The organism is Pseudomonas paraglycinae (assembly GCF_021601625.1).
GTDB lineage: Bacteria > Pseudomonadota > Gammaproteobacteria > Pseudomonadales > Pseudomonadaceae > Aquipseudomonas > Aquipseudomonas paraglycinae.
This window is the reverse complement of record NZ_BQHR01000004.1, coordinates 230,251-254,990: the sequence shown is the minus strand read 5'-3', so window position 1 is coordinate 254,990 and position 24,740 is coordinate 230,251. Positions and strand designations below refer to the sequence as shown.

Here is a 24,740-nt window from a genome sequence, read left to right as displayed (position 1 = left end):
CCGTAAGCGATGGGCAAGATCAAGTGTGGGAAGGTTCGCATCAGTGATTCAGATAACGTGCGACCACTGCACGGTGGTTGCCATCCAGCGTATAACCGCCCACCAGAATTTCGCCATTCGTTTGAATCGCCACTGAAGTAGCGGTATCGAGGCTGCGCCCCAGCCGCGTACGCAACCAGCCATTACCGGAACCGAAGCTTCGATCAAGGCTGCCGTTGGCCAGATAGCGGGCGACGATAAAGTCAGCTTCAACCCCGCCGATCGTCGCGCCGACCGCGATGATGCGCTCGTCCGGCATCACTTGTGCCGCGCTCCACTGACATCCGCTTGGGCCGACTTCCAGCAGGTGTGGCTGACCACCGTTGCAGTGCAGGTCGGGGCGACCGTTGCCGTGAACAGACTGCGCCATGCATCGGATCGGATCGCGACTGCTGCCAAAACAATGCAGATGCTCTGCCGATTCGATGACCTGATTGACCAGCGCACTGCGCCCGTGGACTTTGAAGGCCAGAAAACCGTCTACTGCGAAGCGTTCGTCGAGTTGCCCGTCCGGCAGATAGCGGGCGAGCAGGCCTTCCTGTGGGAAATCGATGGAGCCGGCCACCACGATTCTTCCGTCTTCTTGCAACAGCAGGCCGCCGAGCCAGGTATTGAGCAGCAAGTGGCGAACCATGACGAATCCGCGACCGTTGAAGGAGGGATCCAGGCGGCCGTCGGGTTTGAGGCGAATCAGTATGCCGACGTGATCGGCCAGTTCGAAGTGATGGTTGGCGATCAGCAGGATATGCCCGTTGGGCTGCACCGCGAAATCACAGGCTTCGGCGCCCGGAACGCCCGGCGGGAGCCAGGCATCTCGGGTGCCCATGGACAGGTCGCCGGGTAGGCGGACAATTTTCCGGCCGTTGTCACCAAAATCCGGGTCAGGGCGGCCCTGGGCATCGAACAGAGCCAAGGCGGGCAGGGAGCGATGTTCCGATTCGTAGTGCAGACCCGCCAGCAGAATCCGCCCGTCTGGCAAGACCTGCACCTTGCTGCCGGTGGCTTCGAAACCGGCAGCGAACCGGCCGATCACGCTGCCTTGAAAACCGAACTCCAGATCCGCCGAGCCGTCTTCGAGCAGGCGGGCCAGACCGAAACGGCTGCCTTGAGCGGTGCCCACCTTGGCGGCGACCAGAATCCGACCTTGCCCATCGAGCGCCACGCTCTGAGTCAGGCTGGACGTACTGCCGGAGAAGTAGACCTGCGCCACACCGTTGCTGGAAAAGGCCTTGTCGAGTTGTCCGGCGTTATTCGCAAGCGTCGGCAGCGCTATGGCGATCTGGGATGACATGCATGCTTCTCCTTGCGAGTCGACCGATTTCCGGGAGGCGGAACGGGTAACTGCATGAGCGGAACATTCAATCCCTGAATACGCGCAAGTACAACTGACAGAACTAACAGGTGGAGGGTCGCACTGTGCCAGAACAGTGTCTTTTTGAACCAGTCGCAAGCCTGCCAAGCATTCAGGCGCGAAAGTATTGAGGAAAGTTGTACAAAGAGACTGAAGTTGGAAAAAGATTCGCAACTTACAGAAGAGGGCGGATGACTTGATCGTCATCCGCATTGCCCGCAAATATCAGTGTGGCATCGACCACGATTGCAGCGCGTAACCTTCTTCGCTCAGTTCGGCGCGGGCTTGTTGCAGCAGGTATTCAAGTTGCGCCGGATCGGAGTAGGCGCTGCTTGGAATCTGAGTACGACCGATGTGAGAGTTGGTGCGGTCGATGACGGTCAGGCTCAGTTCGCCATTGCCGTCTTGTGGTGCCCAGGCGACGCATTGAAAAGGTTTAAATGCGCGGTTGGCAATCAAAAGAGCTTCGTTGATACGGAGCGGGGCGGTCATGGGGTCTTCTCTCTATTAGTGCCCAATCAAGTGATGTGCCGTCGGTTGGGCTTACCGTTCGGCGAGTTACTTGTACTGATGCACGCAACCCGCTGGCGGGTCACACAGAATCTGAAGAAATTTCGACTTTCTTTCATACACTCAATATTCAGACAGGTTTTGAAAGCCTGGCGAAAGAATCAAGTCGATAGCTAACTAATAAACCGGCTTCTTATAACTGCTTCACTTGTACATCTATAAGCAATCGATACAAGACGCCGTCAAATTCTTGCTAATGTAACAGTCAGGTTTGCCAAATGACTGTTTTTACGATCATTTCCTAAAATTTGGCGCCAAGGAACAGTCATGAGCGAAGCGCCTGCATTAAGACGTTTATTGGTCGTCGACCCGTGCGACGACTGTCACCGATTGCTCCCTGGTTTACGTGCCGTGGGTTGGGACGTCGACAGTTGTAGCCTGGAAAATGCCGCCGATCGAAGCTGCGATGTCGGCCTGTTGCGGTTACAGCCTTTTCACCTGGAACGCCCCGAAGCCGTCAAAGAGCTGATCAGCCGCAGCGGCACCGAATGGATCGCCGTGCTGAATCAGGAAGTGCTGCGCTTGCAGAACGTCGGCGATTTCGTCTGCGAATGGTTTTTCGATTTCCATACCTTGCCGTTCGACGTGTCACGGGTGCAGGTCACCCTTGGCCGCGCGTTCGGCATGGCGCGCCTGCGCGGTCAGGGCACGATTCACGTGGATCAGCCGGAACATGAGCTGCTCGGCGACAGCAAACCGATCCGTGAGCTACGCAAGTTGCTGAGCAAACTGGCGCCCACCGAGTCACCAGTGCTTATTCGTGGCGAAAGCGGGACGGGTAAAGAATTGGTCGCCCGCACCCTGCACCGACAGTCGCAACGCCACAGCAAACCGTTTGTGGCGATCAACTGCGGAGCGATTCCCGAACACTTGATCCAGTCCGAGCTGTTCGGCCACGAGAAAGGCGCGTTCACCGGTGCGCATCAACGCAAGGTCGGGCGTATTGAAGCAGCCAATGGCGGCACCTTGTTTCTCGATGAAATCGGCGATCTGCCGCTGGAACTGCAAGCCAATCTGTTGCGCTTTCTGCAGGAAAAACACATTGAACGGGTGGGCGGCAGTCAGCCGATACCGGTGGATGTGCGGGTGCTGGCGGCGACTCACGTCGATCTCGAAGCTGCCATCGAGAAGAAACGCTTTCGTGAAGACTTGTACTACCGGCTCAATGTGCTGCAAGTAGTCACCGCGCCGTTACGCGAACGCCACGGCGACCTGTCGATGCTGGCCAACCATTTTTCCCATTTCTACAGTCACGAAACCGGCCGTCGTCCGCGCAGCTTCAGTGAAGATGCGCTGATTGCCATGGGCAAGCACGACTGGCCGGGCAATGTCCGCGAGCTGGCCAACCGCGTACGCCGCGGTCTGGTACTGGCCGAAGGACGGCAGATCGAGGCCCGAGACCTGGGGCTGATCAGCCAACAGTCGATCGCTGCACCGATGGGCACGCTTGAAGACTACAAGACCCGCGCCGAACGCCAGGCGTTGTGCGACGTATTGAACCGGCACAGTGACAATCTCAGTGTGGCGGCCAAAGTGCTGGGGGTTTCCCGGCCGACCTTCTACCGTTTGCTGCACAAGCACCAGATCCGCTAGGGCGCGGTGCTTCCTGAAGACAGGAAGCTGAAAAGGCCCGCTGCGATGCAAGTCGCAGCGGGCCTTTTCATGATGTTGCTGTTTAAAAGTAGTACGGGAATTTCAGGCTGAAGGAGAAGTCCGGGGCATCGTCCGTCATGCCGATGGACAGGTTGGGCACGATGGTCAGGTTGTCGGTGGCCGCAATGGTCATGCCGACGTTGAAGTAACCGGCGTTGGCGTCGCTGGACACCACCGATTCCCAATCCCCGCCATCCTGTTTCAGCTTGCTCTTGCGTTGCACCAGGTCAGAGACGGAGAACGACATACTCATCTTCTCGTTCAGAGCGAAGGCAACACCCGCGCCAATCTGGAAGCTGTCGCCGATGCGTACCTTGCCCGGGTTTTTCTGGTTGACGGTCGAGCTGATGTCGTCGAACGATTCCTCGAAGTTATGGGTGTAGGACAGGCTGCCAAACAGCACGGCCGGGTCAAACGTCTTGACCAGCGAGATGCCCGGGGTGATCGACCAGACGCCGTTGCCGGTGGGCAGGGTGTCAGGCACGAACAGGTTCGAGTTGGCATCGGTCTGGCGCAGCTTGATCCCGAACGGGTCCTTGCCCGTAGGCGCCTTGACCCGCAAGGAAACCACGGCGTCCGGGGTATTGACCGACTCGTCCAGGAACTTGTACGCAATGCCGAAGTTGACGTCGCCGATAGTCGGATCGCGGCTTACGTCCTGTTCGGTGGTGACGTTTGAGGCCCCTCCGTTGCCGCCGCCGGACTGATAGGTCGATTCACGGTAGACCACCGGCACGTTTAGGTCGAACTGCCAGCGGTTGTCAAAGTTGTAGCGTCCCGTCAGGTCGAGGGTCCAGGTGTCGGCCTTGATCCGGTCGAGGTTGATGTTGCCGAGGAAAATCGAGTCCAGGGCGAGGAAGCCGTTGAGAATCAGCTGGCGGGTGTCGTAGCGTGAATAGGTCACGCCGGTTTCAAAGCTGAACTTGCCGCCGCCAAAAAAGCCGCTGGCTTCGTCGTACAGGTTGGACACACTCTGTGCCGGTTGCGAATCGTCGGCCAGCGACTGGCCATAGGACGCGCCACTGCCCCCGGCGGCGCCCCCCGACGCTGCTGCAGCCCCGGTCCCTGCGGCCACCCGGTTGCCTTTCATGTCCGAAGGCGATTTGGCCAGGCGTTTAGGAGGTGGGGAGGCGGGTTGTTCTTCGACCTGGCGGACCCGTTGTTCGAGTACCGCCAGGGCTTTTTGTTGTACTTCGTATCGTTGTTTCAGCTCCAGAAGTTCCTGTTTCAGGGCTTCTACATCTGCGTCGGGTGCCGCTTGCAACATCGCCGCGGGTAGAAGAGTACTCAAACATACAGCGGCACGCAGTGATACTGATCGATACATGAATAAGCCGTCCCTTTAAGCCCGATGATCGAGACTCAGCGTAGTTCAATATCCGATGTTGCGTAGTGCCCTGAGTTGAGTCAGGTTGCAGTCCAGTGCGCCGGCACTCATGCCGTTATTGTTAAGGACAACGTTGAGTTGTGTCAGGTTGTTGACTACGTTCGCGTTACCCAGCAAACGGGTGTTTTGCAGCAGTCCGCCCTGGGCGACCTGTTGCAAGGCTGTACCCTGATTGCCGGAGGCCTGAATGGCCATTTGCACTCCGCCATTTGTGGCTGAAACCGCGACGCTGCCAGCGCCGTTGCTGCCGGAAATGGTCTGGCCGGCCATCAAGGCCTGGCCCTGGGCAGGCATCAGTGCAGGTGCCTGACTGGCTTCTTTGACGTTGATCGCAACGTTGTTGTAGGCGGCGTTGCCGTCGCCAGCGGCGCGCACACTCTGCGTCACGCCCTGGCTGGAGTTGAGTCCCGCGCCACCCACGACCGAGCCAGTCCCCAGTTCCGGGGTACTGCCATTGCCGTGTTCCTTGATGGTCGAGACGTAGAATTCGGGTTTTACCGAAGCTGCCTGCAATTGCATCGTGGCCGAGGCCCCGATCAGATCTCCACTGGCGTTGCGCCAGGTACTGCTCATGACGACACCGAAGCTGATGATCCGGCCCGGCATGACATAGCGACCGCGTAGCTCAGCGAGCTCCTGGTCCTTGATTTCGATGGGTTTGAATCCTGCATTGGCATAGCCTGACGCGCTCGCTGCCAGGCAGGCGGCGGCCAGCCAGTATGAGGTTTTCATCTGCTGCTCCCGGGACATCCAGCCCCACTCTTGTAATCGGCGATTAAAAGAAGTCGCTCTGTATGAACCCGAAGTCCATCAATTCAGCATCTTTGACCGGGTTGAAGGCATCCAGCTTGTTTTTGGCCGTCACCGGTACCGGAGGGCTGCGCAAGGCATTGGCCTTGTCATATCCGGGGCCGACGATGGCAAAGACAATGCCGTTCCAACCTTTGACAAAGTCATCATGGGAGTAGCGTTTGTGTCCTAAAACCGGGTCTCCGATGTAAACCCAATCCTTGTCCGCCCGCTGCATCACCACGAAATGCTTGTAGCCGCGAATTTCCATCAGTACCACCACCGGGATCGTGACTGCGTCGAGTTTTTCCGGCGGAATCTTGTAGCCCCTGGCGCGCATGCCGATGCTTTCTATGTAGCGTTTCATGTCCAGCATGGAAAAACCCTGAGTACGAACAAGGTCCTGGTCAGCGTTGACCAGCATGCCTTTGATGATGTGCTCCTCATCGACGTCGAGCCAATAAGCCTGGCGCAATACCGTGGCCAGTGCGGCGGCGCCGCAGCTGAAGTCGGTTTTCTGTTCGACGATGTCGGCAAACTTGCGCTCACGAATGCTTTGCACGTTCTTGTAGACGAGTGTGCCGCCAGGCAGGGCGGCAACGGGCATCTGGGCAGCCTGGGTCAGGCCGCAGAAGCAAAGCAGAGCGAGGAGGGCAGTCTTACGCATGATCGATACGCCTTTGGGACTGAGGAAAAGCCCCGTTTCCGGGGCTTTCGTTTCGATCGCGATTACATGCAGGCTTTGCAACCTGCGGCGATGGACAGCGAGTTGCTTTGTTGGTTGCCAACACCAGCGGCGTTGTTGTAACCAGCGTTACCCGAGAAGTTGTTACCAACATTGGAGATGGAAGCGTTGTTGGTCACAGGGTTTTTCCAGCCATCAGGGGTCATCACTTGTTGAGTGGTCACACCTGCCAGGCCAAAGACGCCCACTGCTTCGAATTTGGCTTTTTGATCTTTGTCGCCACCATGGCCTCTGTCGTTATTGCCATATCCGCCATGACCGTGATCGTCGTCTTCGATTTTTGCAGTGCCCTTCGCGTAGAACGCGCCAGCCCCGGCGAAAGTACCGGTGAGGGTATCTTTTTTGTAGGTTTGAGTGCCGTTGTTGGCTACGGTCAGGCCAGTGGAGGTTTGGTTCGCAGCAGCAGCGGCGTTAGCTACACGACCACCCGATACAGCAATTGCCAGGTTGTTTTTCTGTTGGTTGAAGTTGCCGGCACTGTTGTTCACGCCAATGTTGCCGGAACCGCCGTTACCCACGTTGTTGAGGTTGGCGTTGTTTGTGGTGGAGTAGTTCGCAACGGCGTTGTTGGTGTTGACTTGAGTTGCGCTGGAGACCGACACCGCAGAGCCGAAGATGAAACTTTCATCGGCAGTGGCCAGAGCGGCGGCATTGTCTTGCTGGTTGCCATCGCCGGCGGTGTTGTTCATGCCAACGTTGCCGTTGGTGCCATTGGCCGAGTCGCGGACGGAGGCATCATTTTTGGTGCCTTGGTTGCCGACCAGGTTGCCAGAGCTGCTTTGCGTGTCGAGCACTGCCGCCCCGGCGCCAGCGCCGATTTGCAGCAGTTGTTCCAGGGTTGGGCCTTTTGGTTCATGGTTGCCATGCCCGTTACCATGACCGTGATTATCATCACGACCGCCTGCCTGTGCTGCGATTGCCATCACTGCTGCGAGTGCGAAAACCAGTGGTTTGAGGGCCATTGTAGGTTTCATGGTGTTTCTCCGTCGTGCTTATTAGTTGGTTAAGTGTTGGTACTTTCTAATTGCACTGCTTTTGTTGTTTGGGTCAGTCAGCGACCCGGATGCTCAGGGTGTTAGCCATTCGGTTCCCCACCCCGGCACTCTGGTTCACCTGGATTACCCCTCGGCTGCCGGTGAAGGCCTGATCACTTGTCGTGACCTGGCGACTGCCGGGTGAGGTGCCAGTTGCTCCTGAGCTCGGTAACAACGCCACGTTCTGTTGGGAAAGGGCGCTATCGTCAACGCTCTGCGGGGCAGCACTGATGCTGACGCGCGTAACGTTGGCCATCTGGTTGTTGGCCCCGGCGCCCTGATTCACGCCCAGGATTCCGTTGCCATTGCTGAAAGAGTTGCCGCCAATGGTGGCGCTGGCATTGCCAGTGCGCTCGGCGGGTGTGTTGATGTGCTGGATGACACTGGTGGTCGCACTGGCATTGGTGCCAATGGCGATTGCTTTGGTATTGGTCTGTTGCATCTGGTCGCCTGCCGCCTGGTTGACGTTGTAGTTGCCGCGATACTGGATGCCGGTGTCTTGAATGTTCGCGTTGTTCACAGAGCTTGGGTCGGCCATGACGCTGGTGCAGCCGAGGAGGGCGAGCAGGAGCAGAGAGCGATTCATTTATTGGCCTCCAGCCATACGGGTCAGCGGAGCAAGACCGGAGCTCATGGCACGGTTGACGGTATTGGAGATCGAGCCGCCGGCGCCGCCGCCGTGACCACCTCCCATGCCTGGCAAACCATTGGGGTTGGTTACAGTGTTCATGCCGGGGATGTTCGAAGTCGGGGTGGTGATGCTGCCGCGAATCGAGGAGCCGCTGGCTACACTGGCAAATTCACCGTCGTTGAGTTCGGTGCTGGTCATTGCTTGACCGATGCGGCCCGAAGGATTGGCATTGACGGTGGTGGGGTACGGGTCTTTGCCGCCGCTGCGGCCGATCGGGATCGGCTGGACGTCACGATTGAGCACGATCACGCCATTGCCTTCGGCCTGAACGTTGAAACTGAGAAACGGGCTGGCGGCTGATCCGATCAGCAGAAGGCAGGTAAAGGCTTTTTTGATATTTCCCACGGTGGCAATTCCTTCTTCAGTGGGCTGGCCTGGTCAGCGTTGTGAAGGAGAGAGCGAAAGCTGTGCCGCTTTTGAAATATCTTTGAATTTCAGTGCCTTGGGTTGGATTAGCGCAGGGCTGATACAAAAACTGTTTCAACGCTGAAACAGGCCAGGACCTTCCCCGCCCCCCATAGCCATTGCAAAGCTCTGGAACAAGGGTTTGCAGGGCAGTGTTTCAACCGCGTAACAAGTCGGATGACAAAGGCATGAAGGGCGCTGAGACGGGCACTTTGCACCCGAAAGAGTGTTTCAGGAACGGACACTTTGGCCCCAAAACAGGGGGCTGCGGCGGGGCAAACGCCCCGAAAACCGGGTCAGTCCGCGAGCAGGGCGCGGACCGCGTCGAAGGCTTGCTGCTGGCGTTCGAGCCAGTTGCCCTGAATGATCTGCAAGGGTTGGTGATGGATTTCCAGCCAGGTCCGGGTGGCCTGATAGAACGCGAGCCGTTCACTGAAATCGGGCTGGCAGCGCTGACCATCGTCCGTCCACTCGATCTGCTCGGGGGAGAGCAGCAGGTGCAAGTCGTAATGACGGGCCAGCAATTCGGTTTCCAGCCAGGGCGGGCAGTCGCCGAACAGGGTCTGGCTCCACAGAATGTTGCTCAACAGATGGGTATCGAGAATCAGCAATTGCGGCTGCTGCGTGCGTGCCGCGTCTTCCCATTGCAACTGGCCGCGCGCGATCTCGGGGATATCGGCCAGGCAAGTATCCCGCTGGTTCTGCTCGATGAACCAGCGCACATACTCGTCCACCCGCAAACCGCCGAACTGCTGTTGGATTCCAGCCGCCAGCCAGCTCTTGCCCGTGGATTCGGGGCCGGTCAGAACGATTACTTTCATCGTTGCAACGCCGGATCGGCACGCCATTCGCGCCAGCCTTGCACCGCGATCAGGGTGAACAGGGCATACAGCGCCGCCGTGAGGTACAGCCCTTTATAGAGGAACAGCCCGACGAAGATCACATCCAGCACGAACCACAGCGCCCAGCATTGCAGGCGCTTGTGGGCCATCCAGAATTGCGCGACCAGGCTGAAACCGGTCAGCGCCGCGTCGAGCCACGGTTGCGCAGCGTCAGTCCAGTGGGCCATGGCCGCGCCCAGTAACAGACTGCCCACCGCGCCGATGGCCAGGCCCTGCGCAATCGAGCGATTGTCGAGCCGGCTGACTTCGCGCCCGTCATGCATCGTCCCGGCCCGTGTCCATTGCCACCAGCCATAGATTTGCAGCCCGGCATAAACCACCTGCAGCAGCATGTCCGAATACAGCTTCACCTCGAAGAACACCCAGGTGTAGAGCGACACCATGACCAGCCCGATCGGCCAGCACCACGGATTCTGTTTGACCGTGAGCCACACGGCGATCACGCCGAGGGCGGCCGCAAACAGTTCAAGCCCGGACATGCAGGATCCTTGGGGGGAAATAAAAGAGGGAGCGGATTGTACCGAAAAACAGGTGGGAAACGAGTTCCCACCTGCAAGGGCTATCAGACGCGGAACTGGCGCAGCAGCCCGTTCAGTTGTTCGCTGAGCTGGCCGAGTTTCACACTCGCCACGCTCGACTGTTCGGCCGCCAGCGCGGTGCTGTGGGACAAGCCCGCCGCCTGGGTGACGTTCTGATTGATGTCCTCGACCACGTGCGCCTGCTGCAGCGTTGCGCTGGCAATAGAGGCGTTCAGGCCGTTGAGGTTGCGCAGCGCCTGGCCGATGGCGTTCAGGCTGGCGCTGGCGAGGCCGGCCTGTTCGATGGTCAGTTGCGAGGCCTTGCTGCTGTCGCCGATCACCTTCACGGCGGCTTCGGAGTGATTCTGCAGGCGTTCGATCATCGTCTGAATCTCCGCCGTGGACTTCTGCGTGCGCTGAGCCAGCAAACGCACTTCGTCAGCCACCACCGCAAAACCGCGACCCTGTTCACCGGCGCGAGCCGCTTCAATCGCGGCGTTGAGGGCGAGCAGGTTGGTCTGCTCGGCAATTGAACGGATCACCTCCAGCACGCTGCCGATCTGCGTGCTTTCCGTCGCCAGCGTGCGGATGACTTCAACGGCCTGATCGATGGTGCCGGAGAGCTTGTCGATCTGCTGCAGGCTGCCATCGATGTTGATCTGGCCTTGCTGGGCCTGCGCCTCGGCATCACGCATTTCGCTGGCGGCGTGTTCGGCATTCTTCGCCACGTCCTGTACGCCGTAGGTCACTTCGTTGACGGCAGTAGCCACCAGTTCCATCTGCTGCGACTGCTGTTGGCTGCGTTGCTGGGCCTGCGCTGCATCATTGCCCAATTCGCTGGACGACTGGCCTAATGCGCTGGCGGACACCTGCAAGTCACCGATCACCCGGCGCAACTTGGCGGTGAAGGCATTGAAGTGATGGGCCAGTTGAGTGACTTCGTCCTGGCCGTGGGTGTCGAGGCTGCGAGTCAGATCGCTTTCGCCGCTGGCAATGTTGGCCATGGCGTTCACGGTTTCCTGCAACGGGCGGACGATGCTGCGCGCGATCAGGATCACCAGCAGCGCCATGATCACCGCGATGACCAGCCCGACCACCGACGCCTTGATCACCTGCCCCTGAAACTCGGCCTGCACGTCGTCGACGTACACGCCCGAACCGATGACCCAGCCCCACGGCTCGAACAGTTTCACGTAGGAGGTCTTGGCCACCGGTTCACTGGCGCCGGGTTTGGGCCAGCGATAATCGACCATGCCGGCGCCCTTGGCCTTGGCGATGGCGACCATTTCGTTGAACACCGCAAAACCGTCCGGATCCCGTATCGCCGAGAGGTTCTGGCCTTCAAGCTTTGGGTTGGTCGGGTGCATGACCATCACGGGCGTGAGGTCGTTGATCCAGAAGTAGTCGTTCTGGTCATAACGCAGGCCGCGGATCGCGGTCAGCGCCTGTTTCTGCGCCACGTCGCGGGTCAGGGTGCCTGCCGCTTCAAGGCCTTGGTAGTAGGTCAGCAAACCGCTGGCGGTCTGCACCACATGCTGGGTTTTCTGGGCCTTGGCGTGATACAGGTCATCGTGGATCTGCTTGAGCATCAACACGCCCAACGTCAGGAGCATGACCACCGCCACAATCAAGATGAGCCACAAGCGTCGGCTGATCGACACACTGCGCAAGCTGTTCATAACGCTGTCACTCCGGATTCTTTTTCTTGTAATAAACCACCGCCAGCATCCAACCACGTTTCGGTGACCGGGCATACGCGACCCAAGTCGTAGAACGCGGCAGCGCGATTACGACTTGTCTGTTAGGATTTCGGCCCCGCGCGTGAAAACCTGAATCCAAATTGATTTTTCACGGAATTTTGACTGTTTCGTGTGGATCCTGCGCGTGCGGAATCGGTACAGCTACAACCAGCTACGCTGAACGAAGTGAACGTAAAAAATACTATCGGAGCATGCCGCTGCGCATCGCTCTCTGGGGGATTGATGGATCTTTGGACGGCCTTGCAGGCACTAATTCTTGGAGTTGTAGAGGGGCTGACGGAGTTTTTGCCCATTTCCAGTACCGGACACCAGATCATTGTTGCCGACTTGCTCGATTTCGGAGGCGAGCGGGCCATGGCGTTCAACATCATCATTCAGCTCGGCGCGATTCTCGCGGTGGTCTGGGAGTTTCGACGCAAGATTCTCGACGTGGTCATCGGCTTGCCGACCCAGCCGAGTGCGCGGCGCTTCACGGTCAACCTGCTGATCGCTTTCATGCCCGCCGTGGTGTTGGGGGTGATCTTCGCCGACTTGATTCATCACTACCTGTTCAACCCGATCACCGTTGCCGCCGCGCTGGTGGTGGGCGGGATCGTGATGCTGTGGGCCGAACAGCGTCAGCATGAAGTCCATGCCGAAACGGTCGACGAGATTCGCTGGACGGATGCACTGAAGATTGGCTTCGCCCAGTGCCTGGCAATGATCCCCGGCACCTCGCGCTCTGGCTCGACCATCATCGGCGGCCTGCTGTTCGGCCTGTCGCGCAAGACCGCCACCGAGTTTTCGTTCTTCCTGGCGATGCCCACCATGGTCGGTGCGGCGGTGTACTCGGGCTACAAGTATCGCGACCTGTTCGTACCGGCAGATTTTCCGGTGTTCGCCATCGGTTTTGTCACGGCCTTCATCTTCGCCATGATCGCCGTGCGCGGTTTGCTCAAGTTTATTGGCAGCCACAGCTACGCGGCGTTCGCTTGGTATCGGATCGTCTTCGGTCTGGTGATTCTGGCGACCTGGCAGTTCGGCTGGGTCGACTGGACGGCCGCCCAGCCATGAGTGATTCCCGCGCACGTCGCCCGGAACGCGGACCTTCCGGTGGCAATGTTCAGCATCTGAAATTGAAGCTGGTGGTGCTGCTGATCGTCTGCGCCTTGCCGTTGTCCGGCTCGCTGTCGATGTGGCTGCGCGGGATTTCCCTGGTACCGCTGACGGCTTACGGGCTGGTCAGCGTGCTGGCGTTTTTCCTGTACTGGGCGGACAAGCGCAAGGCCCGCGCCGACGCCTGGCGTACGCCGGAGAACATCCTGCACGCCGTGGAACTGGCCGGCGGCTGGCCTGGCGCGTTGATCGCCCAGCAGGTCTTCCGGCACAAGACGCGCAAGGTGTCGTTTCAGGTGCTGTTCTGGATGATCGTGGCGTTGCACCAGATGTTCTGGATCGATCAGTTGTTCCTCGGTTCCAACCTGCTGGCGCTGTTCTAGAGCAACAGCCCGACCTGCACGCGCTTGGGCAGCTTGCTCACCACCAGTTGATGAGAACGCTGCAGCAACCCTTGCAGTTCCTCGGCGCCCAGCGGGTAGGGCGGGTGCATGATGATCCATTGCGCCCGGGCCAGATACGGCGCCGGGTGAATGCCCGGCCGGTCGCAATGACCGAGAAACAGGTCCTTGTCGACCTTGAATGCCAGCGAATCACCGCGCAATCCCTGCAAGGCGAACATCTTGTTGCCGGCAATCGAAAACACCCGCACGCCACCCCATTTGTAGTCTTCCCGGGCGCCGGGCAGGGCCAGGCAGAACTCTGCGACGTCCTTCTCGCTCATCTTTCCTTGTTTCATAACAGCCGTTCTCCACAGGCATTGAACGATTCGACCAGATGATCGATCCACGCGCGCACCGCCGGCATCACCCCGCGCCGATGCGGATACACCGCTTGCAGCCAGCCGCCAGGCAGTGACCAGTCCGGCAACAATTGCACCAGCGTGCCGTTATTCAACTCGGCTTCGCAATACATCATCGGCAACAGGGTGAAACCCTGGCCGGCCAGCACACACGCCTTGCGCACGATGAAATCGTCGATCCCCAGCCGGGCTTCCAGCGCCAGATCGCAACTCTTGCCGTGCTGATCGAGCAGGCGCACATGCACCATGCGGTCGGCCTCCAAAGCGCCTAACACCGGCAAGTTCTTCAAGTCTTGCGGATGATTGATTTCCACGCCTTGTATAAAGGAAGGGCTAGCCACCACCACCATTTGCGCTTGCCGCAGGCGGCGGGTCACCAGCATCGGTTCTTCATCGCCGTGTTCGCGCACGCGCAGGGCCACGTCGATGCCTTCGGTAATCAGGTCGACCCGGCGATTGATCAGGGTGACTTCCAGCTGCACCTGAGGGTATTTGCCAAGGAAATTGCTGATCACCACTGGCAGCATTTCATGGGCCAGCCCGGTAGGGCTTGAAACGCGCAGGCGTCCGCGAGGCTCGCTGGACATGCTGGCGACCGTCTCGTCGGCCATTTCCGCTTCCAGCAGCATTGCCTGACAGTGACGCAGATAGCGTTCGCCGACCGCCGTCAGCTTCAATTGGCGAGTGGTGCGTTGCAGCAAGCGTGCGCCGAGGCGTTCTTCCAGCTCGGCGATGCGCCGTGAAAGGCGTGACTTGGGAATGCCCAGCAAGCGGCCGGCGGCGGCGAATCCGCCAGCCTCGACCACTTTGGCGAAATAGTAGAGATCGTTGAGGTCTTGCATGGGGAAATCCGACTGTTCTATCAGTGGGACAAACTATCGCATTGTTGCCGTCTAATCAGCTATTGGTTTCGTCGGTAGGATTGTCTCCATTCCGTCGCCACCGGCGATTCATTCCAGGAGATTCCACATGAAACTGCTGCACATCGATTCGAGCATTCTGGGCGACAACTCCGCTTCCCGTCAGCTGAGCAGTCAAGTGACTCAAGCCTGGCAAGCCGCCGAGCCAAGCGCTGTCGTGACCTACCGCGACCTGGCCGCCGACGCCATCAGCCACTTCTCGTCGACCACTCTGGTTGCCGCCGGCACCACCGCTGAACTGCGCAACGCCGCACAACAGCACGAAGCCGAACTGAGCGCCACCACCCTGGCCGAATTCATCGCCGCCGACGCCATCGTCGTCGCTGCACCGATGTACAACTTCACCGTGCCGACCCAGCTCAAAGCCTGGATCGACCGCATTGCCGTTGCCGGCCAGACCTTCCGCTACACCGAAGCCGGCCCTGAAGGCCTGTGCGGTGGCAAGAAAGTGGTGATCGTGTCCACCGCTGGCGGCATCCACGCAGGTCAGGCTTCGGGCGTGGCGCACGAAGACTACCTGAAGCTGGTGTTCGGCTTCCTCGGCATCACCGACATCGAAGTCGTGCGTGCTGAAGGCCTGGCCTATGGCGAAGAAGTGCGCAACAGCGCCATGAGCGCTGCTCAGGCGAAAATCAGCGAGCAACTGTTCGCCGCCGCGTAAGGCTTGCGTAAAGAACAGCTCCTGTTCAGGCAAACCCAAAAAAACTCTGTATTCTGGATCCGCAAGGGCCAGATACGGAGTTTTTTGTTTCTGACTGTTACATAATCTGGCCCGGGTTATGCAGTCTGATGATCAACGTCTGAGTGCAACGCCGCGCCGGATCACCGAACCTCGGAATTTCGGGCGTCGAACACAACGGATCTTTCGATTGAGTAACAACAGGGTGGGGCATCCCATGATGCGTCTTTGTGCAGCGTTACTGATTTGCCTGCTCGGCAGCCTCAATTCAGTGCACGCTGCGCCCGGGCAGCACCCACGCTGGAGCGTCGGCTATCACGAGATGACGTTCCTCGACCCGCTCGACCTGCAACCGATGCGTGCCATCGCGTTCTATCCCTCCAGCGATCGCGAACACATGAGCCTGCTCGAAGGCTATTCGGTCGAGGCCGGCGAAGACACCAAAGTCGCCATCGGCCGCTTCCCGATGCTGATGCTGTCCCACGGCAACACCGGCACGCCACTGGCGCTGCACGATCTGGCCACGTCACTGGCACGCAAGGGCTTTGTGGTGGTGGCGGTGATTCACCCCGGCGACAACTCCAAGGATCACAGCCGCCTCGGTACGCTGAGCAACCTTTACGGCCGGCCGATCCAGATTTCCGAAGCCATTACCGCCACGTTGGGCGACCGTATGCTCGCGCCGTACGTGAATGCTGATCAGGTTGGCGTCATTGGTTATTCGGCAGGCGGCGAGACCGCGTTGATTCTGTCCGGCGCACAGCCTGATCTGGATCGTCTGCGCCGTTACTGCCAGGAACGCCCGGACGACCGCGACGCCTGCAACACCCAGGGTGAGTTGATTGTCGATCGCGACGATCTGCAACCGGTGGCCGATCCGCGCGTGCATGCGCTGCTGTTGATGGCACCGCTGAGCCTCAAGTTTGGTCGTCACACCCTCGCCGATGTTCACGTGCCGGTGCTGCTCTACAGCGGTGACGGCGACAAACTGGTGGCCTTCGACAAAAACGCCGCCGCCCTGGCGCGCAAGCTGCCGACCGCGCCCGACTTCAAATTGCTGGCCGGGGCAGGGCACTTTGTGTTCATGGCGCCGTGCACCGAAGAGCAGATCCTCGCCATGCCGGCGCTGTGCACCGATGCCGATGGCGTGGATCGCGAAGACATCCATCGCAACCTGATTTCCGAGGCCGGGCGGTTCTTCTCCCACGCTCTGGGCAGGCCGACCCGCGCGGGGATGCAGACGGCGGATCAGTAAAGGCTCAGGCCATTGCCCGACGCTTGAGCCATAACGTCAGCGCCAGTCCGGTGACGGACAGCAGTGCAGCGATCAGGAAAATCCACGAATACCCCAGATTCAACGCCACCGCGCCCATCAACGGGCCGGCAATCGCCAGTGCGAGATCGAAAAACACCGCATAGGCACTCAGCCCGGCACCACGGCTGGAGTTGGGTACCTGCTTGATCGCTTCAACGCCCAGCGCTGGATACACCAGCGACAGACCGAATCCGGCCAGGCCTGCGCCGATCAAGGCGTACGCGGTCGAGGGTGCGAGCCACAGCAGCAACAGTCCGACGGTCTCGATGGCCATGCAGGCGATGGCGGACGCAAAACCGCCAAAACGTGCGATGGCTGAAATGAACAGCAGTCGCGACAGGATGAAGCACACACCGAATACCGTCAGGCAGTACGCCGCGCCGGTCCAGCCGCGATTGAGGTAATACAGGGTGATGAAGGTGGTCAGGGTGCCGTAACCGATCGAAGCCAGGCTCAGACTGGCGCCGAACGGTGCAATGCGTCCGAATACATTCCAGAACGGCAGGCGTTCGCCGCGCACCACCGGCACCGAAGGCTTGTTGCGGATCAGCAACAGGGCGCCAGCGGCCAATACCGAGAGCGCGATCCCGAGGCTGGTAAAGCCGTAGTCGGCCACCATCAGCACACCCAACGGCGCGCCGATGGCGATGGCGCCATAAGAGGCGATGCCGTTCCAGCCGATGGAACGGGCGGTATGTTCCGCCCCTACCTGACCCATGCACCAACTGATGGTGCCGACGCCGATCAATCCTTGCGCGATACCGAGCAGCAAGCGCCCGGCGATCAGGATGATCAGGCTCGTCAGCGGGAAGTCCTGCAGCAACGTAGAGACAAGCGTCAACAAGCCGCTGAGTACGATCCCCGACAAGCCGTAAACAATCGCCCGTTTGGTCCCGACGGTATCCGACATGCGCCCGGCCATGGGCCGACTGAGCAGAGTGGCCAGGTATTGCGAACCGATCACCAGCCCCGCGATCACGGCACTGAAACCCAGTTGTTCGTGCACGTAACCGGGCAGCACCGCAATCGGCAGGCCGATGCAGAGGAAGGCAATAAAGGTATAGAAAACGATGGAGACGATCTGCAGGGTGATCGCCATGGAGCTTTGCGGTGGCTGTTGCTGCGCAGACATGAGAACTCGTTCGCGGGCGGCGGTGGGAGAGTCCGCATCATGGCGTGGCGCTGAAATAAAAGAAAGCAGGCTAACGATCGATTCCACGCACCACGCACCCACGGCCTCATGTTGATCGTTCCCACGCTCCGCGTGGGAATGCAGCCCGGGACGCTCTGCGTCCCATTCGAGAGCTGGAACACGGAGCCTCCCTTGAGGCATTCCCACGCAGAGCGTGGGAACGATCAGCAATGAGCAAAAAAAAGCCCTGTCACAAGGACAGGGCTTTCTGTTTACCGCTCGATTCGACTCAGAACACTACGCCTTGGCTGCGCAGGTAATCGTCGTAGGTGCCGCTGAAGTCGGTCACGCCGTTCGGGCTCAGCTCGATGATGCGGGTGGCCAGGGACGATACGAACTCACGGTCGTGGCTGACGAAGATCAGCGTGCCCGGGTAGTTTTCCAGCGCCAGGTTCAGCGCCTCGATCGATTCCATGTCCAGGTGGTTGGTCGGTTCGTCCATTACCAGTACGTTCGGCTTTTGCAGGATCAGCTTGCCGAACAGCATGCGACCTTGCTCACCACCGGAAATCACCTTCACCGACTTGAGGATCTCGTCGTTGGAGAACAGCATGCGACCGAGGGTGCCACGGATCACTTGCTCGCCCTGAGTCCACTGACCCATCCAGTCGAACAGGCTGACGTCGTCTTCGAAGTCGTGGGCGTGGTCCTGAGCGTAGTAGCCCAGCTCCGCGCTTTCAGTCCACTTCACCGTGCCTGCGTCCGGGTTCAGTTCGCCCATCAGCGTGCGCAGCAGAGTGGTCTTGCCGATGCCGTTCGGGCCGATGATCGCTACGCGCTCGCCGGCTTCAACGGTGAAGCTGAAGTTCTTGAACAGGGTCTTGCCGTCGAAGCCCTTGGACATCTGCTCGATGGTCACGGCCTGGCGGTGCAGCTTCTTGGTCTGTTCGAAACGGATGAACGGGCTCACGCGGCTCGATGGCTTGACTTCGGCCAGCTGGATCTTGTCGATCTGCTTGGCACGGGAAGTGGCCTGCTTGGCTTTCGAGGCGTTGGCCGAGAAGCGGCTGACGAACGTTTGCAGTTCGGCGATCTGGGCTTTCTTCTTGGCGTTGTCCGACAGCAGTTGCTCGCGGGACTGGGTCGCCGCGGTCATGTACTCGTCGTAGTTGCCCGGGAACAGACGCAGCTCGCCGTAGTCCAGGTCGGCCATGTGGGTGCAGACGCTGTTCAGGAAGTGACGGTCGTGGGAAATGATGATCATGGTGCTGTTACGCGCCGTCAAAATCGTTTCCAGCCAGCGGATGGTGTTGATGTCCAGGTGGTTGGTCGGTTCGTCGAGCAGCAGCACTTCAGGATCGGAGAACAGTGCCTGGGCCAGCAGAACACGCAGCTTCCAGCCCGGCGCGACTTCGGTCATCGGGCCGAAATGCTGTTCCAGCGGAATGCCCAGACCCAGCAGCAGTTCACCGGCGCGGGATTCGGCGGTGTAGCCGTCCATTTCGGCGAACTCGGTTTCCAGCTCGGCCACGGCCATGCCGTCTTCTTCGCTCATTTCCGGCAGCGAGTAGATGCGGTCGCGCTCGGCCTTGACCTTCCACAGCTCCTCGTGACCCATGATCACGGTGTCGATCACGGTGAATTCTTCGTAGGCGAACTGATCCTGGCGCAATTTACCCAGGCGAATGTTCGGCTCCAGCATGACCTGGCCACCGGACGGCTCGAGGTCGCCGCCGAGGATTTTCATGAAGGTCGACTTGCCGCAACCGTTGGCGCCGATCAGGCCGTAGCGGTTGCCGCCGTTGAATTTGACCGAAACGTTTTCAAACAGCGGCTTGGCGCCGAACTGCATGGTGATGTTAGCTGTAGAAATCAAAGGTTTTTCCTGCGAAGCGTGCTGAGTAGCGAGGGTGCAGCCGGAGCGCTTGGCCCGAGTCGAAGTGCGCTGAGGCGGGACAATCCCGTCATCAACCAAGGGGGGCGCGTAAAGTTTGGCGGCGATTGTACTGGTCTGGCTCTTTAAACGATAGGGCGGTGACATCCCGATTGCCGTTTGGCGCGATCGCGGGACAGTTTTTCACAGACGAGTGTTCACTATTGGTTACAAACTGTGGCTAAAATGCCATCCATTCACCCAATGCCTTGTCCGGCATGGGCTCAAGGATGCGCCACCGGGACGTTTTTTTTGATTTCAGACCACTGCCACAGACCTTGGGCCACAGCCCTGAAGGCGCGCAGTTTGCTCACTTCTGACGTGTGACGATTTCCGTGAAACTCATCATTGCCGCTGTATATGTCATTTCCATTGCATACGTTCATCTGCGTGGTCGCGTGCGCCACAAGCTCGGTCGACAACTTAGCGATCACTCTTCGTTTCTGGCACCGATCAACTGCTTCCTTTATCTGTTCTCGAAAAAGCCCAACACGCCGTATCTCGATCCGAAGGATTTTCCCGACCTGACTCCGTTACAGACCCACTGGGAAGAAATCCGCGAGGAAGGCCGCAATCTGCTGCGCGCCGGCGAGATCAAGCGCTCGAATCAGTACGACGACGTCGGTTTCAACTCGTTCTTCAAGACCGGCTGGAAGCGTTTCTACCTGAAGTGGTACGGCGACAGCCACCCGTCGGCACTGCAACTGTGCCCACGTACTACCGAACTGGTGCAGAGCATCGGCTCGATCAAGGCTGCGATGTTTGCAGAATTGCCGCCGGGCTCGAAACTGGTGCGTCACCGCGATCCTTACGCCGGTTCCTACCGTTATCACCTGGGCCTGGAAACGCCGAACGACGCCGGTTGCTACATCAATGTCGATGGCGAGAACTATCACTGGCGTGATGGCGAAGCGGTGATGTTCGATGAGACCTTCATTCATTACGCAGAAAACACCACCGACCAGAATCGCATCATTCTGTTTTGTGACGTCGAACGTCCGATGAAGTATCGCTGGGCAGCGGCGTTCAACGGCTGGTTCAGCCGTACCGTGATGTCGGCGGCCGGTGCACCGAACGACGCGGGTGACCGCACCGGTGGCATCAACCGATTGTTTACCAAAATCTACAAGATTCGACTGCGCGGCAAAGAGCTGAAGAAGCGCAATCGCAAGCTCTATTACATGGAAAAGTGGGCGATCTTCGGCGGACTGCTGGCGATCTTTATTCTGATCTGACGCATCGGGCGACTGTTGAAAGGCAGTCGCCCGATTTCATTTTCACGACGCTCTTTTGGTCTTCTTCGCTGGTGTTGCCTTGCTGGCGGTCTTCTTCGCCGGTTTGGCCGGGGCTTTCCCGCCGAGGCTGCGCTTGAGCAGTTCGGTCAGGTCGATAACATCGGCCGATTTGCGCTCTTCCTCACCGGAAACGGTTTCAACGTCTTCGATCTTGCCTTCATGGGCCTTTTTGTCCACCAGCGCCATGATCTTGTTTTCGAACTCGTCGTTGTAGTCCTCGGGCGTCCAGTCTGCCGTCATGTCTTCCACCAGCCGCTTGGCCATGTCCAGTTCACCCTTGGCCAACTGCGGTTTGGTCACTTCGCTGCCCAGTGCCAGTTCATCAAGGCTGCGCACTTCCTGAGGCCAGCGCAGTTTCACCAGCACCAATGCCGACTCCAGGGGCATCAACGCGGCCAGATACTGACGCGTGTGTAAAACCACACGGGCGAGGGCGACCTTTTGGGTTTTGCTCAGGGTTTCACGCAGAAGGGCGTAGACCTTGCCACCGCGCTTGTCCGGGGCCAGGTAATAGGGCGTGTCGATGTTCTGCAACGGAATTTGCTCGCTGTCGACGAAGGCGAAGATGTCGATGGTCTGGGTCGAAACCGGGTGTGCCGAACGGATCTCTTCCTCGCTGAGCACCACATAGCGGCCTTTTTCGAACTGCACGCCTTTGACGATGTGCTCCTTGGTGACTTCCTTGCCGGTGACCTTGTTGACCCGTTTATAGCCGACCGGGTCCATGCTGCGGCTGTCGAGCCAGTCGAAATCGACGCCTTGGGACGAGGTCGCCGAAACCAGCGCAACGGGGATGTGCACCAGACCGAAACTGATTGCGCCTTTCCAGATTGCCCGAGCCATGGTGCTGTTCTCCGAGTGATGTTCGGGTGACCCGTGGCCCTGCGTAAAAGTTTCCGTTGTTTGCAGGGTGCGGCGGTAAACGGCAGGTCAAGCCGTGTTACATCTTGTTTAGCGGTGACGGGTTAACAAATCCGAACCCTGGGCGTAGCGTGGACTCGAAGGCTCTAATCCACGTGCATCGAAAGAGGCCGTTCATGAACCGTTTCCTGCTTGGCATTGCATTGCTCGCCCTCACTGGTGGTCTGGTTCACGCAGAGGGCGCAATCACGCATTCACCGTTGTTGCTGGCGCAAAGTCCGACCGGCAACAGCAACAACCCCTACAACAGCCCGATCCGCCGGGCCAACCCCAACAGCATGCAGGGCACCCAGCCCAGCGCTCCGCCTGTTCGCGGGCCGAACACGGTGCCCGTACCACGCCCGCCGACCCTGGAAAACCGCGGCATCGGCAATGGCCAGCCGCTGCGCTCCGTCCCGAGCACGCCACCCACCTTCATCCCCAATCCTCCAGCCCGTGACAGCGGGAGCAACCGTTGAATGGCAGAACCGCTTCTGTCAGCCCTTCACACGAACAAAAGGAATCGTGCATGTTGCGTAAAACACTTCTGGCCGGCCTGTGTGCCAGTGCACTGATCACTAGCCCGGCGTTCGCTGCCGCTCCCAAAGAGCTGCAAAGCGAGCAGGGCACCCTCGAGGTCACAACGATTACCCAAGGGCTCGAGCACCCATGGGCCTTGGCGTTCCTGCCGGATCGTCAGGGCATGCTGGTGACTGAGCGGCCCGGTAACCTGCGTGTGGTAGGCGCTGACGGCAAACTGTCCGCGCCGATCACCGGTGTGCCGGACGTCTGGGCCAAAGGGCAGGGCGGATTGCTCGACGTAGTGCTGTCACCGGATTTCAAACAGGATCGCCTCGTGTACCTGTCCTACGCCGAGGGCGGCGGTGCGGGTGACAAGGCTGGGACGGCGGTGGGGCGCGGGCGCCTGTCGGATGACCTGAAAACCCTGAAGGACTTCAACGTGATTTTCCGTCAGGAACCGAAACTGTCGGTCGGCAACCACTTCGGCTCGCGACTGGTGTTCGACCGCGACGGTTACCTGTTCATTACCCTGGGCGAAAACAACGACCGCCCGACCGCGCAGGACCTGGACAAGCTGCAAGGCAAGGTTGTGCGGATCTACCCCGACGGCAAGGTGCCTGATGACAACCCCTTTGTCGGCCAGTCCGGCGTGCGCCCGGAGATCTGGTCTTACGGCCACCGCAATCCCCAGGGCGCCGCGCTCAATCCGTGGACCGGAACCCTGTGGGAAAACGAGCACGGCCCGCGCGGCGGCGACGAGGTGAACATCATCGAGCGCGGCAAGAATTACGGCTGGCCGCTGGCGACCCACGGCATCAACTATTCCATGCAACCGATCCCGGAAGCCAAGGGCAAAACCGCAGAAGGCACGGTAGGGCCGCACCATGTCTGGGAAAAATCCCCGGGCGTCACCGGCATGGCCTTCTACGATGCCGATCGCTTCAAACCCTGGCAGCACAACGTGTTCATCGGTGCGCTGGTGACGCAGGAGCTGATCCGTTTGCAGTTCGACGGCGACAAGGTGGTGCATGAGGAACGCTTGCTGGGCGAACTGAAGCAGCGGATCCGTGATGTGCGCCAAGGGCCGGACGGTTACCTGTATGTGCTGACCGATGAGTCCGATGGTTCGCTGTACAAGGTCGGACTCAAATAAATGCGTCATGCGGGCGAGCGGGCGTAAAGCACCACCGCTGCCCGCAACTTGCCACGACCGAAGCGGCACATCTTCTCGAACTCCCCATGGCTGACCGGCACGTGCTGGCAGTCCATGGGCTGACGATGCTGGCTGTGATCGACATCCGGGTCGTGCAGGTAGACGAAGTCTTCATCGCAGTCGGTGACGATCACCCAGTGCGGCGATTTGGACCGGGTCAGGCGATAGCTGCTGATCAGCACCAGGGGCTGACCGCCGTTGGTCAGCAATGCGGGCAAGTCCAGCGTTACGCCAATGACCTGATCGACGTCTGTGTCGTTCAGTTGCGCCATGAACTCGTCATGGACCAGGCGCATGACGTCTTTTTTATGCGCATCGCGCACGCCATCGAGAAACAGCGGCCCGCTCATGCTCAGTTGCAAGCGCACTTTGAAACCCCGGCGCCAGGCTGCCAGTGCCAGACCTTGCGGGCTGCAACCGCCATGGCCAGCCGTCATGAACACCGTGGTTGCCTCGCGCCACAACTGCAATTCCTCGCGCCGCTCCAGCAAATGATCGGCCTGCAACGCACCCATGGCCATCAGCAGGCAGGCCGGGCCGCAGGTGAAGTCGGTAGTTTGTCGGTAATAGGGGACCTTGATGTTGCGTGAGTCGCGGTGCTGGAGAATGCGTTTCTCCAGACGCAGTGCGTCGGCGTGATCCTCGTAGTAGTCATGGATCAAGGCAAAGCGTCGGTAACCGTTGCGCTCGTACAGGGCGATGGCGGTGGGGTTGTCGGTGCGCACTTCCAGCCGCAGGTAGGCGCAGTCGTGATCGAGCGCACAGGTCTCGATCCGTTGCAGCAATTGCTTGCCCAGACCGCCGCCGCGCGCCTCGGGGGCAATCGCAATGGAATACAGTCGGGCCAGCGAGGTGCCGCGATGAAACAGCACCAACGCATAACCGGCGAGTTGGCCCTCACGTTCGGCCACCCACAATTGCCCGTTGGCCCGGGTGATCATCCATTGGAAACTGCGGCGGGTGAGCCGATCCGTGGTGAAACAGTGCATCTCCAGCGTGAGCAACGCTGGCAAATCTTCAACCACCGCCAGGCGAAAAACAGCATTCATATGACCACCGTAAAAGTTGCGTAACGAAACGGGACTTTCGA

25 protein-coding genes are annotated in these 24,740 nt (G+C 59.5%); 8 read left to right on the top strand and 17 right to left on the bottom strand.

Going from position 1 to position 24,740, the window contains the following annotated elements:
* Positions 1-40: 40 nt before the first annotated feature.
* Both L6D82_RS07915 and L6D82_RS07910 read right to left on the bottom strand, forming a co-directional pair.
* Positions 41-1,330 (bottom strand): NHL repeat-containing protein, encoded by a 1,290-nt coding sequence (locus tag L6D82_RS07915; protein WP_129972768.1) that lies wholly within the window; start codon positions 1,328-1,330, stop codon positions 41-43.
* A 285-nt stretch (positions 1,331-1,615) separates the two neighbouring features.
* Positions 1,616-1,882, bottom strand: a complete 267-nt coding sequence (locus tag L6D82_RS07910) for a hypothetical protein (RefSeq protein WP_085745783.1) — start codon at positions 1,880-1,882, stop codon at positions 1,616-1,618.
* Between the two features lie 345 nt (positions 1,883-2,227).
* On the opposite strand from L6D82_RS07910, the gene L6D82_RS07905 reads away from it, so the two are divergent.
* Entirely contained in the window at positions 2,228-3,553 is a 1,326-nt protein-coding gene (locus L6D82_RS07905) for a sigma-54 dependent transcriptional regulator (protein WP_007957480.1), read from the top strand.
* 82 nt (positions 3,554-3,635) lie between these two features.
* Here the strand turns inward: L6D82_RS07905 and L6D82_RS07900 are convergent, their stop codons facing one another.
* The 9 genes from L6D82_RS07900 to L6D82_RS07860 all read right to left on the bottom strand — a co-directional run bounded on the left by L6D82_RS07900 (position 3,636) and on the right by L6D82_RS07860 (position 11,763).
* The gene (locus L6D82_RS07900; protein WP_085745782.1) at positions 3,636-4,940 is read right to left on the bottom strand and encodes a transporter; all 1,305 of its coding nucleotides are present in this window, start codon (positions 4,938-4,940) and stop codon (positions 3,636-3,638) included.
* Positions 4,941-4,985: 45 nt separating this feature from the next.
* The gene (locus L6D82_RS07895; protein WP_085745781.1) at positions 4,986-5,732 is read right to left on the bottom strand and encodes a hypothetical protein; all 747 of its coding nucleotides are present in this window, start codon (positions 5,730-5,732) and stop codon (positions 4,986-4,988) included.
* A gap of 43 nt (positions 5,733-5,775) precedes the next feature.
* Complete coding sequence (locus tag L6D82_RS07890; RefSeq protein ID WP_007957477.1) at positions 5,776-6,456, bottom strand: C39 family peptidase; 681 nt, start codon at positions 6,454-6,456, stop codon at positions 5,776-5,778.
* Between the two features lie 62 nt (positions 6,457-6,518).
* On the bottom strand, positions 6,519-7,508 hold the full coding sequence (locus L6D82_RS07885) for a heme utilization protein (protein ID WP_102718818.1): 990 nt from the start codon (positions 7,506-7,508) through the stop codon (positions 6,519-6,521).
* A 73-nt stretch (positions 7,509-7,581) separates the two neighbouring features.
* Complete coding sequence (locus tag L6D82_RS07880; RefSeq protein WP_102718819.1) at positions 7,582-8,154, bottom strand: adhesin; 573 nt, start codon at positions 8,152-8,154, stop codon at positions 7,582-7,584.
* A complete protein-coding gene (locus L6D82_RS07875; protein ID WP_085745779.1) occupies positions 8,155-8,604 on the bottom strand; it encodes a hypothetical protein in 450 nt (149 codons plus the stop codon).
* A gap of 356 nt (positions 8,605-8,960) precedes the next feature.
* Positions 8,961-9,485, bottom strand: a complete 525-nt coding sequence (locus L6D82_RS07870) for an AAA family ATPase (protein WP_085745778.1) — start codon at positions 9,483-9,485, stop codon at positions 8,961-8,963.
* Positions 9,482-10,045: a nicotinamide riboside transporter PnuC gene (gene pnuC, locus L6D82_RS07865; protein ID WP_007957471.1), complete on the bottom strand. Its 564-nt coding sequence runs from the start codon at positions 10,043-10,045 to the stop codon at positions 9,482-9,484. The genes L6D82_RS07870 and pnuC overlap by 4 nt, the downstream gene beginning before the upstream one ends.
* 83 nt (positions 10,046-10,128) lie before the next feature.
* Complete coding sequence (locus tag L6D82_RS07860; protein ID WP_102686233.1) at positions 10,129-11,763, bottom strand: methyl-accepting chemotaxis protein; 1,635 nt, start codon at positions 11,761-11,763, stop codon at positions 10,129-10,131.
* A gap of 303 nt (positions 11,764-12,066) precedes the next feature.
* Between L6D82_RS07860 and L6D82_RS07855 the strand changes: the two genes are divergently transcribed.
* Entirely contained in the window at positions 12,067-12,897 is an 831-nt protein-coding gene (locus L6D82_RS07855; RefSeq protein WP_085745775.1) for an undecaprenyl-diphosphate phosphatase, read from the top strand.
* Entirely contained in the window at positions 12,894-13,322 is a 429-nt protein-coding gene (locus L6D82_RS07850) for a DUF1294 domain-containing protein (RefSeq protein ID WP_085745774.1), read from the top strand. The genes L6D82_RS07855 and L6D82_RS07850 overlap by 4 nt, the downstream gene beginning before the upstream one ends.
* Here the strand turns inward: L6D82_RS07850 and L6D82_RS07845 are convergent.
* Both L6D82_RS07845 and L6D82_RS07840 read right to left on the bottom strand, forming a co-directional pair.
* Complete coding sequence (locus L6D82_RS07845) at positions 13,319-13,678, bottom strand: MmcQ/YjbR family DNA-binding protein (RefSeq protein ID WP_064381756.1); 360 nt, start codon at positions 13,676-13,678, stop codon at positions 13,319-13,321. The genes L6D82_RS07850 and L6D82_RS07845 overlap by 4 nt on opposite strands.
* The gene (locus L6D82_RS07840; RefSeq protein ID WP_102686231.1) at positions 13,675-14,583 is read right to left on the bottom strand and encodes a LysR substrate-binding domain-containing protein; all 909 of its coding nucleotides are present in this window, start codon (positions 14,581-14,583) and stop codon (positions 13,675-13,677) included. Before L6D82_RS07840 ends, L6D82_RS07845 begins: the two co-directional genes overlap by 4 nt.
* Positions 14,584-14,710: 127 nt before the next feature.
* Here L6D82_RS07840 and L6D82_RS07835 point away from each other — a divergent pair, with 127 nt between their 5' ends.
* Positions 14,711-15,322 carry an FMN-dependent NADH-azoreductase gene (locus L6D82_RS07835; RefSeq protein WP_102686230.1) on the top strand — a complete coding sequence of 204 codons (612 nt, stop codon included), beginning with the start codon at positions 14,711-14,713 and terminating at the stop codon, positions 15,320-15,322.
* Between the two features lie 235 nt (positions 15,323-15,557).
* On the top strand, positions 15,558-16,595 hold the full coding sequence (locus L6D82_RS07830) for an alpha/beta hydrolase family protein (RefSeq protein WP_085745770.1): 1,038 nt from the start codon (positions 15,558-15,560) through the stop codon (positions 16,593-16,595).
* A gap of 4 nt (positions 16,596-16,599) precedes the next feature.
* Here the strand turns inward: L6D82_RS07830 and L6D82_RS07825 are convergent, their stop codons facing one another.
* On the bottom strand, positions 16,600-17,787 hold the full coding sequence (locus L6D82_RS07825) for an MFS transporter (RefSeq protein ID WP_085745769.1): 1,188 nt from the start codon (positions 17,785-17,787) through the stop codon (positions 16,600-16,602).
* A 289-nt stretch (positions 17,788-18,076) separates the two neighbouring features.
* A complete protein-coding gene (locus tag L6D82_RS07820; protein WP_236188612.1) occupies positions 18,077-19,663 on the bottom strand; it encodes an ABC-F family ATPase in 1,587 nt (528 codons plus the stop codon).
* A gap of 392 nt (positions 19,664-20,055) precedes the next feature.
* Here L6D82_RS07820 and lpxO point away from each other — a divergent pair, with 392 nt between their 5' ends.
* The gene (gene lpxO / locus L6D82_RS07815) at positions 20,056-20,955 is read left to right on the top strand and encodes a lipid A hydroxylase LpxO (RefSeq protein ID WP_102718826.1); all 900 of its coding nucleotides are present in this window, start codon (positions 20,056-20,058) and stop codon (positions 20,953-20,955) included.
* Between the two features lie 42 nt (positions 20,956-20,997).
* Here the strand turns inward: lpxO and ku are convergent, their stop codons facing one another.
* Positions 20,998-21,858, bottom strand: a complete 861-nt coding sequence (ku, locus tag L6D82_RS07810; protein ID WP_102686229.1) for a non-homologous end joining protein Ku — start codon at positions 21,856-21,858, stop codon at positions 20,998-21,000.
* Between the two features lie 194 nt (positions 21,859-22,052).
* On the opposite strand from ku, the gene L6D82_RS07805 reads away from it, so the two are divergent.
* Both L6D82_RS07805 and L6D82_RS07800 read left to right on the top strand, forming a co-directional pair.
* Positions 22,053-22,394 carry a hypothetical protein gene (locus L6D82_RS07805; protein WP_102686228.1) on the top strand — a complete coding sequence of 114 codons (342 nt, stop codon included), beginning with the start codon at positions 22,053-22,055 and terminating at the stop codon, positions 22,392-22,394.
* 50 nt (positions 22,395-22,444) lie between these two features.
* Complete coding sequence (locus L6D82_RS07800; protein ID WP_129972760.1) at positions 22,445-23,590, top strand: PQQ-dependent sugar dehydrogenase; 1,146 nt, start codon at positions 22,445-22,447, stop codon at positions 23,588-23,590.
* A gap of 5 nt (positions 23,591-23,595) precedes the next feature.
* On the opposite strand, the gene L6D82_RS07795 is transcribed toward L6D82_RS07800, so the two are convergent.
* Positions 23,596-24,699 carry a GNAT family N-acetyltransferase/peptidase C39 family protein gene (locus L6D82_RS07795; RefSeq protein ID WP_236188611.1) on the bottom strand — a complete coding sequence of 368 codons (1,104 nt, stop codon included), beginning with the start codon at positions 24,697-24,699 and terminating at the stop codon, positions 23,596-23,598.
* Positions 24,700-24,740: the final 41 nt, after the last annotated feature.

Bases quoted from the DNA above. Each gene is read 5' to 3' on its own strand.
- L6D82_RS07900 (WP_085745782.1), bottom strand. From the start codon at position 4,940: ATGTATCGATCAGTATCACTGCGTGCCGCTGTATGTTTGAGTACTCTT.
- L6D82_RS07825 (WP_085745769.1), bottom strand. From the start codon at position 17,787: ATGTCTGCGCAGCAACAGCCACCGCAAAGCTCCATGGCGATCACCCTG.
- L6D82_RS07830 (WP_085745770.1), top strand. From the start codon at position 15,558: ATGATGCGTCTTTGTGCAGCGTTACTGATTTGCCTGCTCGGCAGCCTC.
- L6D82_RS07895 (WP_085745781.1), bottom strand. From the start codon at position 5,732: ATGAAAACCTCATACTGGCTGGCCGCCGCCTGCCTGGCAGCGAGCGCG.
- pnuC (WP_007957471.1), bottom strand. From the start codon at position 10,045: ATGTCCGGGCTTGAACTGTTTGCGGCCGCCCTCGGCGTGATCGCCGTG.
- L6D82_RS07855 (WP_085745775.1), top strand. From the start codon at position 12,067: ATGGATCTTTGGACGGCCTTGCAGGCACTAATTCTTGGAGTTGTAGAG.
- L6D82_RS07805 (WP_102686228.1), top strand. From the start codon at position 22,053: ATGAACCGTTTCCTGCTTGGCATTGCATTGCTCGCCCTCACTGGTGGT.
- L6D82_RS07870 (WP_085745778.1), bottom strand. From the start codon at position 9,485: ATGAAAGTAATCGTTCTGACCGGCCCCGAATCCACGGGCAAGAGCTGG.
- L6D82_RS07840 (WP_102686231.1), bottom strand. From the start codon at position 14,583: ATGCAAGACCTCAACGATCTCTACTATTTCGCCAAAGTGGTCGAGGCT.
- L6D82_RS07860 (WP_102686233.1), bottom strand. From the start codon at position 11,763: ATGAACAGCTTGCGCAGTGTGTCGATCAGCCGACGCTTGTGGCTCATC.
- L6D82_RS07915 (WP_129972768.1), bottom strand. From the start codon at position 1,330: ATGTCATCCCAGATCGCCATAGCGCTGCCGACGCTTGCGAATAACGCC.
- ku (WP_102686229.1), bottom strand. From the start codon at position 21,858: ATGGCTCGGGCAATCTGGAAAGGCGCAATCAGTTTCGGTCTGGTGCAC.
- L6D82_RS07885 (WP_102718818.1), bottom strand. From the start codon at position 7,508: ATGAAACCTACAATGGCCCTCAAACCACTGGTTTTCGCACTCGCAGCA.
- L6D82_RS07850 (WP_085745774.1), top strand. From the start codon at position 12,894: ATGAGTGATTCCCGCGCACGTCGCCCGGAACGCGGACCTTCCGGTGGC.
- L6D82_RS07795 (WP_236188611.1), bottom strand. From the start codon at position 24,699: ATGAATGCTGTTTTTCGCCTGGCGGTGGTTGAAGATTTGCCAGCGTTG.
- L6D82_RS07845 (WP_064381756.1), bottom strand. From the start codon at position 13,678: ATGAAACAAGGAAAGATGAGCGAGAAGGACGTCGCAGAGTTCTGCCTG.
- L6D82_RS07910 (WP_085745783.1), bottom strand. From the start codon at position 1,882: ATGACCGCCCCGCTCCGTATCAACGAAGCTCTTTTGATTGCCAACCGC.
- L6D82_RS07880 (WP_102718819.1), bottom strand. From the start codon at position 8,154: ATGAATCGCTCTCTGCTCCTGCTCGCCCTCCTCGGCTGCACCAGCGTC.
- L6D82_RS07890 (WP_007957477.1), bottom strand. From the start codon at position 6,456: ATGCGTAAGACTGCCCTCCTCGCTCTGCTTTGCTTCTGCGGCCTGACC.
- L6D82_RS07905 (WP_007957480.1), top strand. From the start codon at position 2,228: ATGAGCGAAGCGCCTGCATTAAGACGTTTATTGGTCGTCGACCCGTGC.
- L6D82_RS07800 (WP_129972760.1), top strand. From the start codon at position 22,445: ATGTTGCGTAAAACACTTCTGGCCGGCCTGTGTGCCAGTGCACTGATC.
- L6D82_RS07835 (WP_102686230.1), top strand. From the start codon at position 14,711: ATGAAACTGCTGCACATCGATTCGAGCATTCTGGGCGACAACTCCGCT.